This window comes from Sutcliffiella sp. NPDC057660, assembly GCF_042800035.1.
In the GTDB taxonomy this organism is placed as follows: Bacteria; Bacillota; Bacilli; order Bacillales; family Bacillaceae_I; genus Sutcliffiella_A.
This window is the reverse complement of sequence record NZ_JBHVHV010000026.1, coordinates 40006-55548: the sequence shown is the minus strand read 5'-3', so window position 1 is coordinate 55548 and position 15543 is coordinate 40006. Positions and strand designations below refer to the sequence as shown.

Here is a 15543-nt window from a genome sequence, read left to right as displayed (position 1 = left end):
TTTTTCTTTTTCATACTTTTCACCCTGAGAGTTATATAAGAACATTATAAGAACAGTTATCCACAATTTAAAGGGGTTTATAATTTCCTAAACAATAAAAAAGCCCTCCAGATAGCCGGAAGCCTTTCTTCAAAACTTATATTAGATTACTCGCACGCTTTAATTCTTCCTTTGCCTCCTTCATCATACAGGCGAATAGATCTTCAACACTAGGAATATCTGAAATAATGCTTGAAATCTGGCCGCCATTGATAAACCCTTTGGATAGTTCTCCATGAAGGGCCCCAAGCTTGTGATGCTCCTCTGTCGTCAAACCGTTGAAATCCTCTAGCGTTATTCCGATTGCCTCTTTTTCTAACAAGTAGTCCGAATAGGGAGTTTTCAATACCCTTCTTACCCTTCCCACAGAACGTCCTACAATGACTGTTCCCTGATCATCAGCGGCCAGGAGGGTATTCTTGTATTCCTCGTGGAATGGAGCTTCCTTTGTAGCAATCAGCCTCGTCCCCATTTGCACGCCTGACGCTCCGAGTGCAAGTGCAGCTGCAAGTCCTTTTCCGTCACCGATCCCTCCAGCAGCTGCAATTGGGACGGTGACCTTTGAAGCAATTTGGGGAATCAGGGTGAACGTGGTCGTTTCCAGATTCGAATTGATACCTGCCGCTTCATATCCCTCTGCTACAATAACATCCGCTCCTGCATTTTCAGCTTTTACCGCCTGCTTAGGAGAAGCCACTACACAAATGACCTTTACACCATGCTCCTTCAGTTTTGGAATAAACGGCGCTGGATTACCGGCAGAAAGTGAGACCGCCTGGACGCCATGCATGATGATCAACCTCAATATTTCTTTTGTATAGGGGGACACGGAAAGTGCAACATTGACCGCAAAAGGCTTGTTGGTAAGCTGCTTTGTTTGCAGGATTATCTTTTCCACTTCTTCCGGAATCATCGTTCCGGCACCGATTGTTCCCAGTCCTCCTGCATTCGAGACGGCCGCAGCAAGCGGGGCATTACTGATATTCCCCATTCCCCCTTGAATGATAGGTAGTTGTATATTCAATATGTCTATTAATTTATTCATCTATTCTTTCACCCCTCGTAAAAATAATGTTATACTAATTTTAATATTTAGACAATACGAAAAGTGGAGCCGGCTTGGTCAGGCCCGACTTAAGACCTCGAGGGCCTAGCCGGCGTAACTAGACAATACGAAAAGTGGACCGAAAGGGGTAAGATGCTTATGCTATATCGATATGGTGGGAAGGAACCAAATGTGGATTCATCTGTGTTTGTGGCACCGGGGGCACATATTATAGGGGATGTTACCATTGGCGAGGAGTCGACCGTATGGTTTAATGCGGTACTGCGTGGGGATGAAGGGCCAATCAGCATCGGAAAGAAATGCAGCATCCAAGATAACGTGACAGCTCATCTGTATGAAGGGTTCCCTCTTGTGATTGAGGATGAGGTAACAGTGGGACATAATGCGATCCTGCATGGTTGTACCGTGAAGAAAAGATGTATTATCGGGATGGGGGCTACCATCTTGGACGGCGCAGAAATTGGGGAAGAAAGCATCATAGGTGCGAACACTTTGATTCCTTCAGGAAAAAAGATTCCTCCCCGTTCCCTGGTTGTCGGATCTCCGGGCAAAGTTATTCGGGAAATCACGGACAAAGATGTGGAGCTTATTCAGCTATCGATTGATACATATGTGCTGAAAGGGAAAGAGTATATGTTGGAGCTGAGGGAGAAATAATCTTTATGACAGTTTAAAGCAAAAGACTCGTCAATTTGACGAGTCTTTTGTCTTTATCAAACATTATTCTTCGAACTTATTATTTTCATAGACCATCCGAATGAATGCTCACTTTACGAACAGACTTTTACTTGCAACGGTCTAATTGATAGATATTGGGTTGCTCAGGACATGATGATCAGAATCATGGGCTACCAGGTAATACTTCTTGTTCTCCAACGTCATTCCATTCATACGGATGGTGGATACATCACCTTGTTCATTAGAAGTGTAAGAACTCCCACCATACTCTTCATTGCCGTCCTCGGTTTGAATGGAAAAGTAAATATCCTCTGTTGTGCTCTTGGATAGATCATAATAAATCGTCGTGGAAATTGGTGTGGATACTACTCTTTCGATCTGGACAATTTCTCCATTATTTAATGTGACTTCCTTGTTCATAACAAATACTTTTTTCTGTTCGAGCAAATGTTTTTGGGAAACATTCACTTCATACGTCCAAGGCTGTTCTATTACGGTATCGAAGTCCCACTTATCATAACTGATCTCAATATTTAGTTCCTCTGTCTCGAGGGCTTGACTTAAATCGATGTCATTATATATCGTAAACATGCTATCATTCAATTCAATGGATTGTCCGCCAGTTGAAACCGCATAGTCTTGCCCATTGATTTTCACTGTCGGAAAAATATTTGTCTGATAGTCAAATTCGACATCCTCAGCCGGCTGGAAGATTGCACTGAAGAATATTTGCTGATCATCCATCATAATCTCATTCAGTGTCAATTTTCCTAGCTCGTTCTCTGATGTTTCTCCGATTGCTGTTTTATAGGAGGAAAAATCACTTGGCTGCAACTCATTTATATATTTTTCAATAGGTTCTGCAACAAAAGGCATGCTTGCAATGGTGCCGCGGTCCATTGTTATCGTTGTGGCACCAATCACACAAGCTGCCGCAACCGCTATCCCTGCCATTGCCCAGTTTTTCTTCCTTTGATTCGGACGGATTTTTCGATGGACATCCTTGATAATCCGCTTTCTTTCACTTTTGGAAAGAGGAACCTCTTCGATCTCACAAATATCCAGTTGCACATCATTCAACTCTTTATAGATGCTCATACCCTACACCTCACCCTTTAATAGAATGGTTCTCAATCTTTTTCTTCCTCGCGAAAGCTTGTTATGGACCCAAGATTCCTTAGTATTGAATTGATTTGCAATCTCTTTCGATGAAATACCTTCAACATAATAGCTTTTTAATACCGCCCTTTCGGTATCATTCAATTCCTTTAACAAGCCGCCTATATCAGGCACCGATTCCCTTATATCTTTCCGGCCCAACTTGTTTTCATCAAACTCGAAAGCTGCTCTATGCTTCCTTGCCTTTTCTGATTTTCTAACATAATCAATAGATCTATACTTTGCAATAGCAGCAATCCATTGCTTAAATTCATTTTTTTCCGGATTGAAAGATTCAATATGGTACCAGACTGCCACCAATACATCGGAGAAACATTCTTCGATATCCTGTTGATTGCCTGCCAGGTATTTCCGGACGATCGCATTCATCAATCCTCCATAGGTATCAACCAGGAACGTGATACTTTCTTCATTTTTAAGCTTTATTTGTTGTACAACATTTTCTTCTGTTACCCTCAAACTGTTCCCTCCCTTGCTCTCATTTCGGTACCTGCCTAGTAATACGTTCATAATCATGAAAACCTATCAATAATCATAAAAAATAATGGAGGAATAGATATTCCATATTAAATTGTCTATCATGTGGATTTTCGGATAAAATAGATTGGAACTTAAATAGTGAAGAGGAGTGAAAGAAAGAATGTCTGTAGATGTGTATCTAGTTTTCAATGGCAACTGCCGGGAAGCAGTCGAATTTTACGCAAAGGTTTTTAAAACAGAAGCACCTAGAATCATGACTTTTGGTGATTCCCCACCGAATCCGGATTATCCACTTCCAGAGGAAGCAAAAGAATTGGTGATGCACACACGTCTGAACATCGACGGAAGCAATCTTATGTTTTCTGATACATTCCCTGGTCAGCCATTTGTGGCGGGCAACAACATAACCCTTGCTTTAATCAGTAAAAATATGGATGATTTAAAATCCTGGTATGAACAATTAAAAGATGGTGGTACAGTTGGAATGGAACTGCAGGAAACCTTCTGGAGCAAGCTCTATGGGCAAGTAACTGATAAATTCGGAATCCACTGGCAGATTAACTACGACAATGGCGAAATGGCTATGTAACACATAATTCTGTTTTTTTAGTTATGTCGAAACCTGTCATATTATGCGGTTTGTGCATATTACTGGATTTTTTCACCGCAAATATGGATTTTTGTGCATATCATTTAGATTTTTCAGCAAAAGACAGGGATTTTTCATCACAAATCCTATTTTTTGTGCATATCTCATTTTCGGGCTTTAACTGAAAGCCCGATATACCGATTTTCCCCTTTAAACCGTATCATTTACTTAAAAAGCAAGCAGTTAGCCGGGCATTTCCCCTCTGCTTGCTCCTTTTGGATATAAAATATTACTTACTCCGTCATTTTGACCGATTTTTCTTCCACCACATGTTTCCCGCCAAAAAGACCGCTAAAATTATTGCAAGCTTGGCAGCCTATCAGCTTTTAATTATAATAACTTCCTCAAAAAATAATGCTCATGGTCCCTGCCAACCTGGTCGAGTATCCCATACACTTCATAGCCGTGCTTCTTGTAGAAGTCCAATGCCTGGAAGCTAAGCGTATCCACCTTAATGAAATCGCATTTATTTTCGACAGCAAGGCGCTCTGCTTCCAGCATTAGTTTCGATCCGTAGCCATCCTTGCGTAGGTCTTCATCTATCATCAGAATATGGATCTCGAGCCAATTCCAGCAGACCTCTCCCAATAGCCCTCCCCTGACGTTATCTTCTTCGTCCATCAGGTATAGGTTGATTTCCTGGTATCTTCCTCTTAAATCCTCCGGAAAATGCTGCAGGTTATATTCATACAGCATCTTGTTTACATGGCGTTTCTTCTTGTCGTCTGTTTCCTTCGTAATGTGCAAATTCATCTTGTTAATCCCCTTTTCTGATTTTCAGCCAGTTATCTCTGGTCAACACCATATTGATGGAGTCGATCCATTCTCCTTCAAATTCCAATTCCTGCTTGTCGACACTTTCAACGATAAAGCCAGCCTTTTCATATACCTTTTTCGCTCTCGGATTGAAGTCAAAAACACTGAGAGTCAGTTGATTCAGTTTCGTATTTTGGAAAAGATGATCCATGAAAAGTGCGGTAGCTTCCGTTCCGAAACCACGGTCTCGTCCCCTTGGTCCTATCAGTATCCGGAAGTTCATACTCTGCTTTTCTTCCTGATAAAGATTGGCCACTACCTCTCCTACCAGGACATTCAAACCCTGATCCACAATCGCAAGATCCAGGCGGTCCTCCTGCTCATTCCTTGTCTTGTACCATTTAATGACCGCATCCTCATCGTAATCATCGGTGCTTCCTGTCAGTTTGATAACCTCCGGATCTTTCAGACACTCCTCTATAAAAGGAAGGTCCTCATCCTGAAAAGGTCGCAGGATAACTTTCTCTCCCACGATATGTGGTTTACTGCTCAAATCTATCATCTATTTCACTCCCGATAAATTACCTGTCTTTATAAACTCCCGAAGCACTATACCCAATTCTTTCCGCTTTGTCTGCCAAATGTAATGCTCCGCCCCCACCAACTCTATGTATCTAGAATTTCTTATGAGATTTGCCACTTGTTCAATAGGCCAGGAAGGTCGAATATCATTCTCTGCAAAAATAAATATTGTTGGGAGATCGAGTTCTGCAATTTCCTTCAGGAGACTGGGCCTTTTAATGTATGCTCTCCAAGAGTCAATGAGGGAACGGTGGACAGTCTTACTGGCTTCATATTCAAAGTCAGGAAGCACCTCACCGATCTCGTCTTTGTTTCTCTTGTAGGCTTCCTTCCAATCTCTATCATTCTGAATTCCAGTCCCTGATATAGAAACAAAGCTTATTATAGATTCAGGATATTCAAGGGCGTAAGCGAGCCCCAAGTCTGCACCCCAGGAATGCCCGATGACCACCCATTTTTCAATCCCATACTCTAGGCGAATGGTCTCCAAGTCACGTAGCGCAACATCCAAATCGTATCCATTCCCATCAAAGGTAGATCGACCGCAGCCTCTTGGATCGAACATGATGACTTCTGAAAATCCGTCAATAAGCTCAGCTACCGGCTCCATGTAATTACAGCACCCCGGCCCTCCACTTATCAGGAGGACAGGAGTACCTTGGCCTCGTTTCTTTGTCCAAAGTTTTGCATTCCTTATTTCCATGTATCTTTCCATTGAATTCCACCTCTTTGTTTCTCCTTATACCAGTCCCACACTGAATTTGTTGTCAGCGTAATAAATTCTGGATCAGGATCTGGATGATACGGAATTTCCGGGGCATCACTATAATTCATCCCAAGATAAATTTTTACACATAGGGTAATTTCTAGGTCTTGTTCATTCAGCAGGACCATCCATTGGTCCAATTCACCAGAGGGAGCGTTCATGAGCAACTGATAAAGCCAGGCAATTCTTTCACCATCTTCTCTCTGGCTCGTACGAAAATAATCCCAGTACTTCTTTCTTTCTAACTCATTCATAGGCGCTTTGAGGCCATAGGAAATTACTGTTTTTCTAACAACCGGGGATTCATCATTAAGTTGCTGCCATAATTCTTCTCTTGTAATTTCTTTCTCTTCAATTAATTCGGTCAGTGTCCTAGCCCGCATGACGACAGCCACAGACTCCTTTTCCGGTGCAATAGAATAAGGGTCTTGTCCCCTTAAGTCTATCCCCATTTTTTCAACTGCTTTGGAGACATTTATCTTCAGTGCAGGTATCACTTCATTCAGCAGTAGATCCCCATTTTGAACTAGCATTCTCTTTAAATATTGAGCTTCCAACTCAGGATACTTAAGCAAGCAGATGTGCACATACCCCTGTGACCAGAGCAGCTGCACCGCACGAGCCTCCAAAAAAGGAAAAGACTCGATGGGAGGATTTCACTTCACAATATGGAACCGGCAAATAGCTGAAAGGAGCTAAAACATCAGGGCGGACATTGCCATCTCCATTCATTCCCCATGGCACAGCAGGATGTCGCCTATGTAATTGGGGATTCGAAGAACCACAGTCATCATAGCCTCCTACCACCAGGAAGTCAGCGGGATGGAGATTGTTATGCGCTAGGGTATTCCCGTTAGCAGCGACAATCAGGATGCCTGCTTGAAGCGCTGGTTCCATCGCTTGTACTAAGGGATCTTCGGCTGTTAGCTTCATCGCTCCCATTTCTCTTGTATTTGGAACCATTAGATTCAGGAGGATTTGGACATTCCATTCCTCCTGCCTTTCCAGTATCCATGTTAATCCTTCCTCTATCTTCTTCGGCTCATATTCCGATAACATGATAAATGTTGCTGCAGGGACTAAGCCTACATGGGGATGGCCATTCTTTTCAATTGGCAAATGTGATAGGAGCTGCAAGGTCATCATTCCATGCTCCACCGTTCCATTCATCGGTTGCGGCTCCCCGGAAGCAACATCCTGGCAGGATACATTCCCATCCTCTGCGACCTTGACCTTCTTTAACCGCCCTTCTAAATGCTGAACAAGATTATGGGGGATGATATCATCGAGAATGATAATTCCGATCCCTTTGCCTGAATCCATCACATCAGGCGCTTCAGACAAGCCAAGTCTCTTCCAGGTCGGTTCCACACGACGCTCCATATCCTTTAGCCATACTTCTACTTTGGACTGAATATCTGTTGACTTCTCCATAATCATCTCCTTCTTTCTCAATCAAAGAAAAAATGCACTCCCCCTACTTGAAGAAATGCACCAAATATTAATCAATGAAGAACTGTAATTATATTTGTATGTAGGGTGATTGTGAAAAATCCACCCCTGTGCCAACTGTTTGTGCGGAATGCCTTCCGTTTACAAATAGTAGTACCTTTTATAACTTCTTCTTTTAATCGGAAATTCCTTTTTTATTTTGAAAATCCAAGTATTTATTCAGATGAATACCATTCATTCAGACAAGTCTTCCCCCGACTGCTTTAGTTTTTATTTTTCTTTATATCAGGAGGCGCATCTTCAAGATGATGATACAATTCATCAGGGTTACTTCCTGAAAGTCTGCTTTGTGACATTACCCCGTCCTCATAATGATAGTAATAGATAGCGGACGGTTCATCCTCATATACAACTTTAATGGCCCATGGATGATAGGAAAAGAGTACGCTCATTATGCTATACTCCACTTCAACACTTTTAATCTCGTTTTGTTTATACCCCCTATCTTCCTTCAAGTAAGAAAGTGTTGCTTCATGTCTTGTCTTCTCACCAGAAAGTAAGTACAAGTAAAAGGATCCCATAGGTACAGTTACCATGGAAAGTGTGATACAGACAGCTAATACTTTTCTATTCATGCTACACTCCTATCAGTTAGAGTTTTTTGAAGTCAATTCTATTGAAGATCAAGCCTTTCAGATAAGTAGCAGGCTACCAAAAAAACAGGGCATAGAACGACTATTAGGAGGACAATATTTATTTCCATCAGTCTAGTCTCCTTTCTTGTCTTTGGATAATTCGTTTATTTTCTGTAATGCATCTTCCCCATTAAATGAGCTATACCAGCGAAAATCAAGATCATCCAGAATTCGATAATGCTGACTGATCACATTTTGCTGAAGGCGGAATTTCCCCATTACTTTGACTCCTTTCCACCACACCTTACCTCCCATTGTTTTATCTTTTGGACTATCTATCTTTTCATGCGCAAGGGTTTCAATGACTTCCAACGGATCGGCTCCAAGAACAGAGGTAAGGATCTCACTTTCTCTAAACAGTGCACTGGCTGCTACCGTCACCGTCCAGCTTGCGGGATTTCTGCCTTTTTCGATCTGCACCAACGTTTTCTTGGAAACACCAAGAATTTCTGCCATTTTATCTTGTGTGTAGTCATATTCAATGCGAATCAATTTTAGTTTATTAGAAATTAAGTTAATGACATCTGTCTGGTTCATTATTTATTCTATAGCTCCTTTTTATCATATATGTGTAATTTTACACTTTTTAGACCTGAATTACAATAATATTCAGAAAAAATAGACGGAAGTATCTTTCTTTTATATAAACTCCAACAAAAAAGGAGCGTCAATCCTTTATGGATTAACTGCCCCATCGTACTTTAACATCTTACATATTTGCGTTTGAAACCAAGCTTTCCTCTATCCATTTCTTTTTGGATACTCTCATAGGCATTAAGGAAACTGCTTTTTTTCTTGTCCCGTTTAACTTCTACTACACCTACTGCATTTGCAGTTTCAATTGCCTTTTCATTAAGGGGCTTATAAGAAATCCCCACTGTATAAAGAAAATTATTCATGGCGGATTTCGTTCGTTCCGGTGAATCGTGTATTGTATTCTTCACCATATCAAGCATAACGGAAATCTTGCTTTCGGAAAATTCATTGTCTTTCCGATTCCCTAAAAGCCAACAATAGCAGCTCCACCCCGCTGACATTCTTAGCTCTTCACCGCTTGTTATCCATTTGTCAGCAACTTCTTGAGCAATATCCGATTCTGCTAAAGTAACCGCCACCACATAATCGGAAAGCATATAGAAGTACGCTCCATCCATCCAACGATCATAATCCGACTCAGTTATGGGCTTGGGATCTGCGATAATGCCTGCAAAATACATGGCATCATAGTTACCTGTGGCATAGAGCCCTTCAGCTAAATCTTGATTGATTTTTATTTTCTTTGCGATAGGTTTCATAGCTCCTGTAGCCACACCAAAAAGCGGTTCTTTCGCACCATTGGATATGTACATTTTTTTAGAACGTTCCTTGCCGAGGCCTTCAAGCTCCTTCATGACTGTTTCGAAATCCATAGCTTAGCACTTCCTTTCTTACTATTCACTCTCATTTCATTATAACAAACTAACATATCGCCACTCATAAGAGTCACCTCAAATTAATGCCATGATTATATTTTGTGTACTTTTATCGTTGTTCCTCCCATAGGCCCCAGTATAAATGCTTAATATCATTTAAAGTCCTTACTTCTTTTTTTAACCACTCCATATTACCGGCAAATTTCTCCGAGCATTCAAATTCAATCCTTGCAGCTTGGCGCCGTTGAACACATCTGACATGTCCGATAAATTTCCTTTCCCCTTTAGGCTTTTCCACGCATGTGCCAACGTACGGCAACAGTTCATAGTGATACTCCTTTTCGAGGCTGTCTAAATAATTCCTAGATACAATTTCTTTGATTCCCTTAGCAGTGAATTCGTCCAATCCCCAACGTATAATAGCAATACCATCAGATAGTATTATCTCCAACTTCATAAAATGACCATTTGAATCGTATGATACTTTTATTATTCTGAGATTCTTATGATTGAAATACATATTGAACCTCCAATATCTATCTACTATTTACAGGCAATTGCAGGATTTTCTTTGATCCCTCTTTTACAATCAATGTCCCATCCAGCATTTCTGCCATATTGATTTTATCCATTTTATTTAATATTTCCCTGTCTAATCCAAGAACGAGTATAAATTCTCCCTCACTATCACTCTCCAAGTACGCAGGACCTTGAATACCATTATTCGGATTGCGATCAAAGATATCTTTTCCAAGCAACTTTTCTAAATCCTCATTTGGTTTAAACTCCAACTGGATCATTTTGCTGTTACTTCCAATATGGCTGCCGTTATTAAGTATTAAAAATGTGTACTCCAAATAGTACTCTGGAATAACGGGCTCTTCACCTTCAGGAGTATCGGAATTTATCATCTGTGGGGTATCAGTAACTATTGCGTGTGAACTAATCAGTTCCAATTGATAGTCTTGATTTGAACAACCGATAATTATTAGAAATAAAATAATAATAAATACTACTTTATGAATAGAAATTCCCCCCATCAAGTCATAACTCCAGAAACTCCACCAACTCATCCAGTGTCCCTATAAACTTCTCAACCTCAGGCAGATGATAGAAGGTGCTCGTAGTCGAAAAATTGTAGATTGACTGATCAGGAGAGTAGAGAATGATTTTTTTGTTGAGACCAAGAGCAATCCCCAGTTCAATGTGGCTCCCTTTACCCCCTGGCAGTATTACGACTACAAGATCGGCTTCTGCGACTGCGTCCTTTTCCAGCTGTCCGATTTGTTTCAGGTCTTCCAGTGTTGACGCTCTTACGTTTTGTGTCCAATCGTATGTATGGATATTGCCCAATCTTTTTAATTTTCCGCTTATGTAGCGGACTTGATCTATATTTTTGAAGCTTGATGCAACATAAAACTTCATGATAGCCTCCCTAGATACTTTGCGAAATTTCTACAATCGTTTGAATAACATTCTTCACTTCTTCACTGTCCCTGATCACGAAGAAATGCTCTGACTCTCCTTCTGTCGGATCTGGCACAAACTCAGTCTCCTGACGTCGCAGAACTTCTTCAAAGGTGGATGCGCTTCTGAAAATATTGGTATTCCGCTCAGTATGCGACACTCGCGCCCGGAGGACATGATCAGGGATATCGAAATGGACGAGAATGCGCACGAACTCTACTGAAGGGAATAGCTCATTCAGAAGATATTCTCTTCCTTTTTTATACCGGTTGGAATTACAGATGATCAAGTGGGAATCCGTCTGCTCTTTTGCATAGTCGACAATCAGCCGAGAGATGGCGTGTTTGAGCGTATTCGGTCCTTGTTTTGGCTGCAGGTTCCTGTAATAGGTGTTGATAAATACTGCGTGGTTATCCTGATCCATTACAATAGAGTTGTTCAGCTCTTTTTCTAGCAGTCTGGCAAAAGTAGATTTACCACTGTGCGTTTTTCCTACGGTAAGAATCATTAGCCGTTTCATAAGGCTGCCTCCTTTGTTACATAAAATTAACTGAGTAAGACATTACCCAATCATCAAATGCAAAACTTCATCCAGTCGGCAAATGCTTGAACACTGATAAAAATTCTGCATCCTCCCGGACATCACTAAACTCAGGCTGCTCCAAAAACATATGTATATACCTTGATCGCAGTCCACCATTACCGGTTATTTTATTCTCGGCCATTCTAAGGTGGTGTAATGTTTCTTCTCTGTCTTTAAGCTCAGCCCAAATACATATGGCATAGAAGAAATGAGTGACTCCGGTTCCTTGATACTCAATGGCTTTTTCGAAAAGCTTTATTGCTTGCTCGTATCTCTTTTCCCACATTAAACATGTGGCTATGTCATGTGCCATATCACAGACTTCATCAATATTATCACTGAGCCCCTTTTCGTTTTGATCAAATTTAATTTCGATCTTCAAAACTACTTTGTTGACTAATTCCTCATATTTATCCATTTCCTTTTTTCCTACATATGTTTCCAACATGTATGTAACATAACGGATATAGAACTTGTCATAATCCGACCACATTTCGTCCTCATGCAGGATATCATGATACTTCTGGATTTCCTTAAGTGCCTGTTCATAATCTTTGCGTTCATATGCACACAGTCCTGCGGCAGTTTCAACAAGTAGAATCCTCGAATGGCGATTGGTTTCTGAAGGAGTGATCCTTGTCAATATGTCTTGATAAATGGAAAACCATTCTTCTGATTTACCTTCGTGAAACCATCCTACGGCCTGTGTACTGTCATACATCACTTTAATCCAATATTCAGGGCCGAGATTTTCTCTTGACCATTCTAAAAATTCACGCTGCTCTTCTATCATATCTTCATAATTCTTTAAAAGAGCCAAGTTGTCCACCATCTCCCATTTAGCCCAGAAGCAATCAGTTAGAGATTCAAGACTTCCATTTTCCAAATATTTTCTCATCAGTTCTACTCTCAACTGTAATCCCCTGTCACCTAAGTATCCATAAATCTCATGTCCCAATCGAACACTGTCAATTGAATAACTTGAATCGACTATTTCCTCCTGAACGAACTCAAAGGCCTTTAACAACAGGTCTTCATTATCTTTAGTTGGATTTTCCCGGTTAAATTTCTTATATTCTTCCAAATAATCAATCGCTTTCATAAATTGGATCTCCTTTTAAATAGACTACTCATTAAGCCAGAAAATCTGACACATATTTACTTGTAATAAGGCACATATCCTGACTTTTCCACTAAGGTCTGTCCTTCTTCTGACTTCATCCATTCCAAAAATGGTACGAGATTTGGATTCGTTGTTGTCGAAAGGTGTACAGCATAAAATGGACTCACAAAAGGATAGGTATCTTGTTGGATGGATGTTATAGAAGGAGACACTCCATTGATCGCTAGATGTTTAATCTTGTTATTTTGCACCATAGATTCCGAGAAGAAGCGAAAGGAGAAACCGATTGCGTTTTTCCTATTTTCATAGTCCAAGGTTTCTTCGATGATGCCTCCCATTCCCGTTACATGTTGATCTTTGGGTGCTTCCATTAATCGTTTGGTTCCCATCACTTTCATAAGCATTTGTTGACTTCCGCTGTCTTCCGGTCGTTGAAATGCCAATATGGGCTCATCTTTCCCGCCAAGTTCTTTCCAATTTGTAATTTCCCCTGCATATATTTTTTGAACTTGCTCTAATGTTATATCACTTACTGGATTATCCTTATGTACAAAAAAAACGAATGATTCTTTTCCTATTGGAGTTAACACCAACTGAACATCTTTAGATTTTGCAAGGTCTTGAATTGTACCCGGTGGCTCTGGTGCAAAGATAATGTCACTTTCTTCTTTCAATAGATTCGCCCAAGCTCCGGAAGTTTGTGTTGATTGCACCTCACTATTTGCTGAGTCATAAGATCCTTTTGGATAAACGGCTTGTGCAAATGCAGAAAATACCGGATACAATGCAGTCGATCCGTCAAGCTTCAGTAAAGGTTCCTCCATCTTCAATGAAGCAGATTTATTCAATTTTGCTACCAAAGAATCCTTTACAAATGGTTCATAATCTGAGAGGTCTACATCTTGTGTACTCATAACTTGCAAGGATCTAAGATGCCACCCCTTCACATTCTCATAGGCAACAAATAAAATAAAACAACTGAATAAACCGATAAAGCTATACCTTACAGCTTTTTTTGAAAACTGTTCCCATACCAGCAGGTTCGCAAATATCAATAGCATGAGGACAAATGCGGCTACCACTAAACTATATTGCTCTTTTTCCGTTGACAACAATGTCATAACCGTAGCATAAAAACCTACAAATAAAATAATTACCGATATTATAAAAGACCCAATAACCCTCATGGACTTCCCCCTCTGTCTCTCTTTACCAATTATTTCAAATGATTATTCTGAATACAATATTTATTTTCAAAAAAAAAGGACCATCTTTAAGACATCTTAAGTCTTCGAGACAACCCTCATTTCTGGGAAATTTGCGGTAACAGGATAATAAACTCTGTACCCATCCCTTTTTCACTGTTCACAATTATTTTACCTTTGAAAGACCGGATTATTTGAAAGCTTACCATCATACCCAATCCTGTTCCCTTTTCCTTCAAGGAATAGAACGGAGATCCAAGCCTATCTAACTGTTTTTTTGTCATACCGATTCCTTGGTCTTTAATGGTGATTTTTATGGTATCATTACCCGTTGAAGAACAGGTAACCCAAACAGTTCCACCTTCTGGCATAGACTCTACCGCATTTTTCATTATATTAATCAAGGATTGGTTCAGTTTTTGAGGATTCGCATCTATCCAGCAGTTATCCTCTATATTCGTTTTGATTTCAACTTGATGGCTTATGCTATAGCCTTGTATGATATTAATGACTCGCTCCAACTGGTATCCTGCGTTTACTTTTATATTGTTATTTATGGCGGGTTTTCCCAACATAAGGAATTCGTCGATTATCTCATTTGCACGATCTAACTCTTCAATGGATATTTTTATATAATCCTTCTTACTTTTAGACAGCTCTGGATCGTTCAGAAGCTGCAGAAATCCGCGAGTAACCTGCATCGGATTTCTGATTTCATGAGCGAAAACACTAGACAACTCACTGACTACACGCAATTTTTCCGAATTCAGCAGCTCTGAACGCAGCTGATGGATCTCCCTGATTGTTTCCATTAACATTGTGAAGATCCATGTAACTGCCACTACAAAGAAAAGATGAATAATCTGCACTTTCACGTCATCTATTGAAAAGCCATTTAGAATACCAGATGAAGTAAGGCCAATCAGACAGTAGTAAAAGGCTAGCCCCACCGCAATTTTAACTCTATTATCTTTATTCGAATTTGCAAATGATTTTTGATAGAACAAAATGACAGGCAGTGACAATAATAAGACTAGAACAGTAGTGTAAAATCCAATGCTGATGCCAGAATAAAGGCGATATAGGATAACCAGGACAGAAAGAAAGACTCCTGGACGAAATCCGAGGTATAAGGTTGCAAATAAAAGCGGAATAAATCTTAAATCCAAACGGGCATCCTGACCGAAAGTTAGTGGAAATGACATGCATAATAGGATGGATATCCCCCATAAAAAGGTCATTAGAACGTTTTTGTTTTGATCACCCTTAACCTTCTCCGTAATAAATGTGAAATAAATAAATATAGGGATTACCATAAGCGTCAATTGCAGCAAGAAATCTTTTATTATACTCATCTTCGTACCTTTCTCATTTTTTATTCCATTTCATAGCTGTTTGGTTAGGACAGAAT

The 15543-nt window shown here is 40.2% G+C and carries 20 protein-coding genes; 2 read left to right on the top strand and 18 right to left on the bottom strand.

Features of this window, described 5'->3' with window-relative positions; translation table 11 throughout:
• Positions 1-136 precede the first annotated feature (136 nt).
• Positions 137-1084 (bottom strand): NAD(P)H-dependent flavin oxidoreductase, encoded by a 948-nt coding sequence (locus tag ACFVAD_RS22945; protein ID WP_386645869.1) that lies wholly within the window; start codon positions 1082-1084, stop codon positions 137-139.
• A gap of 159 nt (positions 1085-1243) precedes the next feature.
• Here ACFVAD_RS22945 and ACFVAD_RS22940 point away from each other — a divergent pair, with 159 nt between their 5' ends.
• Entirely contained in the window at positions 1244-1762 is a 519-nt protein-coding gene (locus ACFVAD_RS22940) for a gamma carbonic anhydrase family protein (protein WP_386645866.1), read from the top strand.
• A 141-nt stretch (positions 1763-1903) separates the two neighbouring features.
• On the opposite strand, the gene ACFVAD_RS22935 is transcribed toward ACFVAD_RS22940, so the two are convergent.
• Positions 1904-2881 carry a DUF4179 domain-containing protein gene (locus tag ACFVAD_RS22935; protein WP_386645863.1) on the bottom strand — a complete coding sequence of 326 codons (978 nt, stop codon included), beginning with the start codon at positions 2879-2881 and terminating at the stop codon, positions 1904-1906.
• 3 nt (positions 2882-2884) lie between these two features.
• Positions 2885-3421, bottom strand: coding sequence for a sigma-70 family RNA polymerase sigma factor (locus ACFVAD_RS22930; protein ID WP_386645860.1), 537 nt, complete (start codon positions 3419-3421; stop codon positions 2885-2887).
• Positions 3422-3602: 181 nt separating this feature from the next.
• Here ACFVAD_RS22930 and ACFVAD_RS22925 point away from each other — a divergent pair, with 181 nt between their 5' ends.
• Positions 3603-4031: a VOC family protein gene (locus ACFVAD_RS22925; RefSeq protein ID WP_386645857.1), complete on the top strand. Its 429-nt coding sequence runs from the start codon at positions 3603-3605 to the stop codon at positions 4029-4031.
• Between the two features lie 390 nt (positions 4032-4421).
• Here ACFVAD_RS22925 and ACFVAD_RS22920 read toward each other — a convergent pair whose 3' ends face one another.
• From ACFVAD_RS22920 to ACFVAD_RS22850, 15 genes are all read right to left on the bottom strand, one after another.
• Complete coding sequence (locus tag ACFVAD_RS22920; RefSeq protein WP_386645855.1) at positions 4422-4844, bottom strand: GNAT family N-acetyltransferase; 423 nt, start codon at positions 4842-4844, stop codon at positions 4422-4424.
• A 4-nt stretch (positions 4845-4848) separates the two neighbouring features.
• Positions 4849-5409, bottom strand: coding sequence for a GNAT family N-acetyltransferase (locus ACFVAD_RS22915; protein ID WP_386645852.1), 561 nt, complete (start codon positions 5407-5409; stop codon positions 4849-4851).
• Positions 5410-6144 (bottom strand): alpha/beta fold hydrolase, encoded by a 735-nt coding sequence (locus tag ACFVAD_RS22910; RefSeq protein WP_386645849.1) that lies wholly within the window; start codon positions 6142-6144, stop codon positions 5410-5412.
• Positions 6123-6809, bottom strand: coding sequence for a hypothetical protein (locus ACFVAD_RS22905; RefSeq protein ID WP_386645846.1), 687 nt, complete (start codon positions 6807-6809; stop codon positions 6123-6125). Before ACFVAD_RS22905 ends, ACFVAD_RS22910 begins: the two co-directional genes overlap by 22 nt.
• On the bottom strand, positions 6763-7629 hold the full coding sequence (locus ACFVAD_RS22900) for a S8/S53 family peptidase (RefSeq protein WP_386645844.1): 867 nt from the start codon (positions 7627-7629) through the stop codon (positions 6763-6765). The genes ACFVAD_RS22905 and ACFVAD_RS22900 overlap by 47 nt, the downstream gene beginning before the upstream one ends.
• Before the next feature lie 281 nt (positions 7630-7910).
• Positions 7911-8282, bottom strand: a complete 372-nt coding sequence (locus ACFVAD_RS22895; protein ID WP_386645841.1) for a hypothetical protein — start codon at positions 8280-8282, stop codon at positions 7911-7913.
• Between the two features lie 132 nt (positions 8283-8414).
• Positions 8415-8879: a helix-turn-helix transcriptional regulator gene (locus tag ACFVAD_RS22890; RefSeq protein WP_386645838.1), complete on the bottom strand. Its 465-nt coding sequence runs from the start codon at positions 8877-8879 to the stop codon at positions 8415-8417.
• A 164-nt stretch (positions 8880-9043) separates the two neighbouring features.
• Complete coding sequence (locus ACFVAD_RS22885; RefSeq protein WP_386645835.1) at positions 9044-9751, bottom strand: DNA alkylation repair protein; 708 nt, start codon at positions 9749-9751, stop codon at positions 9044-9046.
• Positions 9752-9863: 112 nt separating this feature from the next.
• Positions 9864-10274 (bottom strand): hypothetical protein, encoded by a 411-nt coding sequence (locus ACFVAD_RS22880; protein WP_386645832.1) that lies wholly within the window; start codon positions 10272-10274, stop codon positions 9864-9866.
• Between the two features lie 16 nt (positions 10275-10290).
• Complete coding sequence (locus ACFVAD_RS22875) at positions 10291-10827, bottom strand: hypothetical protein (protein WP_386645829.1); 537 nt, start codon at positions 10825-10827, stop codon at positions 10291-10293.
• Positions 10799-11179 carry a nucleoside 2-deoxyribosyltransferase gene (locus ACFVAD_RS22870; protein ID WP_386645827.1) on the bottom strand — a complete coding sequence of 127 codons (381 nt, stop codon included), beginning with the start codon at positions 11177-11179 and terminating at the stop codon, positions 10799-10801. The genes ACFVAD_RS22875 and ACFVAD_RS22870 overlap by 29 nt, the downstream gene beginning before the upstream one ends.
• 10 nt (positions 11180-11189) lie before the next feature.
• On the bottom strand, positions 11190-11741 hold the full coding sequence (locus ACFVAD_RS22865) for an AAA family ATPase (protein ID WP_386645824.1): 552 nt from the start codon (positions 11739-11741) through the stop codon (positions 11190-11192).
• Positions 11742-11808: 67 nt separating this feature from the next.
• The gene (locus ACFVAD_RS22860) at positions 11809-12906 is read right to left on the bottom strand and encodes a hypothetical protein (RefSeq protein WP_386645821.1); all 1098 of its coding nucleotides are present in this window, start codon (positions 12904-12906) and stop codon (positions 11809-11811) included.
• A gap of 56 nt (positions 12907-12962) precedes the next feature.
• A complete protein-coding gene (locus tag ACFVAD_RS22855; RefSeq protein WP_386645818.1) occupies positions 12963-14114 on the bottom strand; it encodes a PstS family phosphate ABC transporter substrate-binding protein in 1152 nt (383 codons plus the stop codon).
• A gap of 116 nt (positions 14115-14230) precedes the next feature.
• Positions 14231-15487 (bottom strand): ATP-binding protein, encoded by a 1257-nt coding sequence (locus ACFVAD_RS22850; RefSeq protein ID WP_386645816.1) that lies wholly within the window; start codon positions 15485-15487, stop codon positions 14231-14233.
• Between the last annotated feature and the right edge of the window lie 56 nt (positions 15488-15543).

Coding starts and splice junctions, on each gene's coding strand:
- ACFVAD_RS22935 (WP_386645863.1), bottom strand. CDS start 2,881: ATGAGCATCTATAAAGAGTTGAATGATGTGCAACTGGATATTTGTGAG.
- ACFVAD_RS22925 (WP_386645857.1), top strand. CDS start 3,603: ATGTCTGTAGATGTGTATCTAGTTTTCAATGGCAACTGCCGGGAAGCA.
- ACFVAD_RS22910 (WP_386645849.1), bottom strand. CDS start 6,144: ATGGAAAGATACATGGAAATAAGGAATGCAAAACTTTGGACAAAGAAA.
- ACFVAD_RS22860 (WP_386645821.1), bottom strand. CDS start 12,906: ATGAAAGCGATTGATTATTTGGAAGAATATAAGAAATTTAACCGGGAA.
- ACFVAD_RS22885 (WP_386645835.1), bottom strand. CDS start 9,751: ATGGATTTCGAAACAGTCATGAAGGAGCTTGAAGGCCTCGGCAAGGAA.
- ACFVAD_RS22880 (WP_386645832.1), bottom strand. CDS start 10,274: ATGTATTTCAATCATAAGAATCTCAGAATAATAAAAGTATCATACGAT.
- ACFVAD_RS22945 (WP_386645869.1), bottom strand. CDS start 1,084: ATGAATAAATTAATAGACATATTGAATATACAACTACCTATCATTCAA.
- ACFVAD_RS22900 (WP_386645844.1), bottom strand. CDS start 7,629: ATGGAGAAGTCAACAGATATTCAGTCCAAAGTAGAAGTATGGCTAAAG.
- ACFVAD_RS22875 (WP_386645829.1), bottom strand. CDS start 10,827: ATGAGTTGGTGGAGTTTCTGGAGTTATGACTTGATGGGGGGAATTTCT.
- ACFVAD_RS22895 (WP_386645841.1), bottom strand. CDS start 8,282: ATGAATAGAAAAGTATTAGCTGTCTGTATCACACTTTCCATGGTAACT.
- ACFVAD_RS22865 (WP_386645824.1), bottom strand. CDS start 11,741: ATGAAACGGCTAATGATTCTTACCGTAGGAAAAACGCACAGTGGTAAA.
- ACFVAD_RS22870 (WP_386645827.1), bottom strand. CDS start 11,179: ATGAAGTTTTATGTTGCATCAAGCTTCAAAAATATAGATCAAGTCCGC.
- ACFVAD_RS22915 (WP_386645852.1), bottom strand. CDS start 5,409: ATGATAGATTTGAGCAGTAAACCACATATCGTGGGAGAGAAAGTTATC.
- ACFVAD_RS22890 (WP_386645838.1), bottom strand. CDS start 8,879: ATGAACCAGACAGATGTCATTAACTTAATTTCTAATAAACTAAAATTG.
- ACFVAD_RS22940 (WP_386645866.1), top strand. CDS start 1,244: ATGCTATATCGATATGGTGGGAAGGAACCAAATGTGGATTCATCTGTG.
- ACFVAD_RS22920 (WP_386645855.1), bottom strand. CDS start 4,844: ATGAATTTGCACATTACGAAGGAAACAGACGACAAGAAGAAACGCCAT.
- ACFVAD_RS22850 (WP_386645816.1), bottom strand. CDS start 15,487: ATGAGTATAATAAAAGATTTCTTGCTGCAATTGACGCTTATGGTAATC.
- ACFVAD_RS22855 (WP_386645818.1), bottom strand. CDS start 14,114: ATGAGGGTTATTGGGTCTTTTATAATATCGGTAATTATTTTATTTGTA.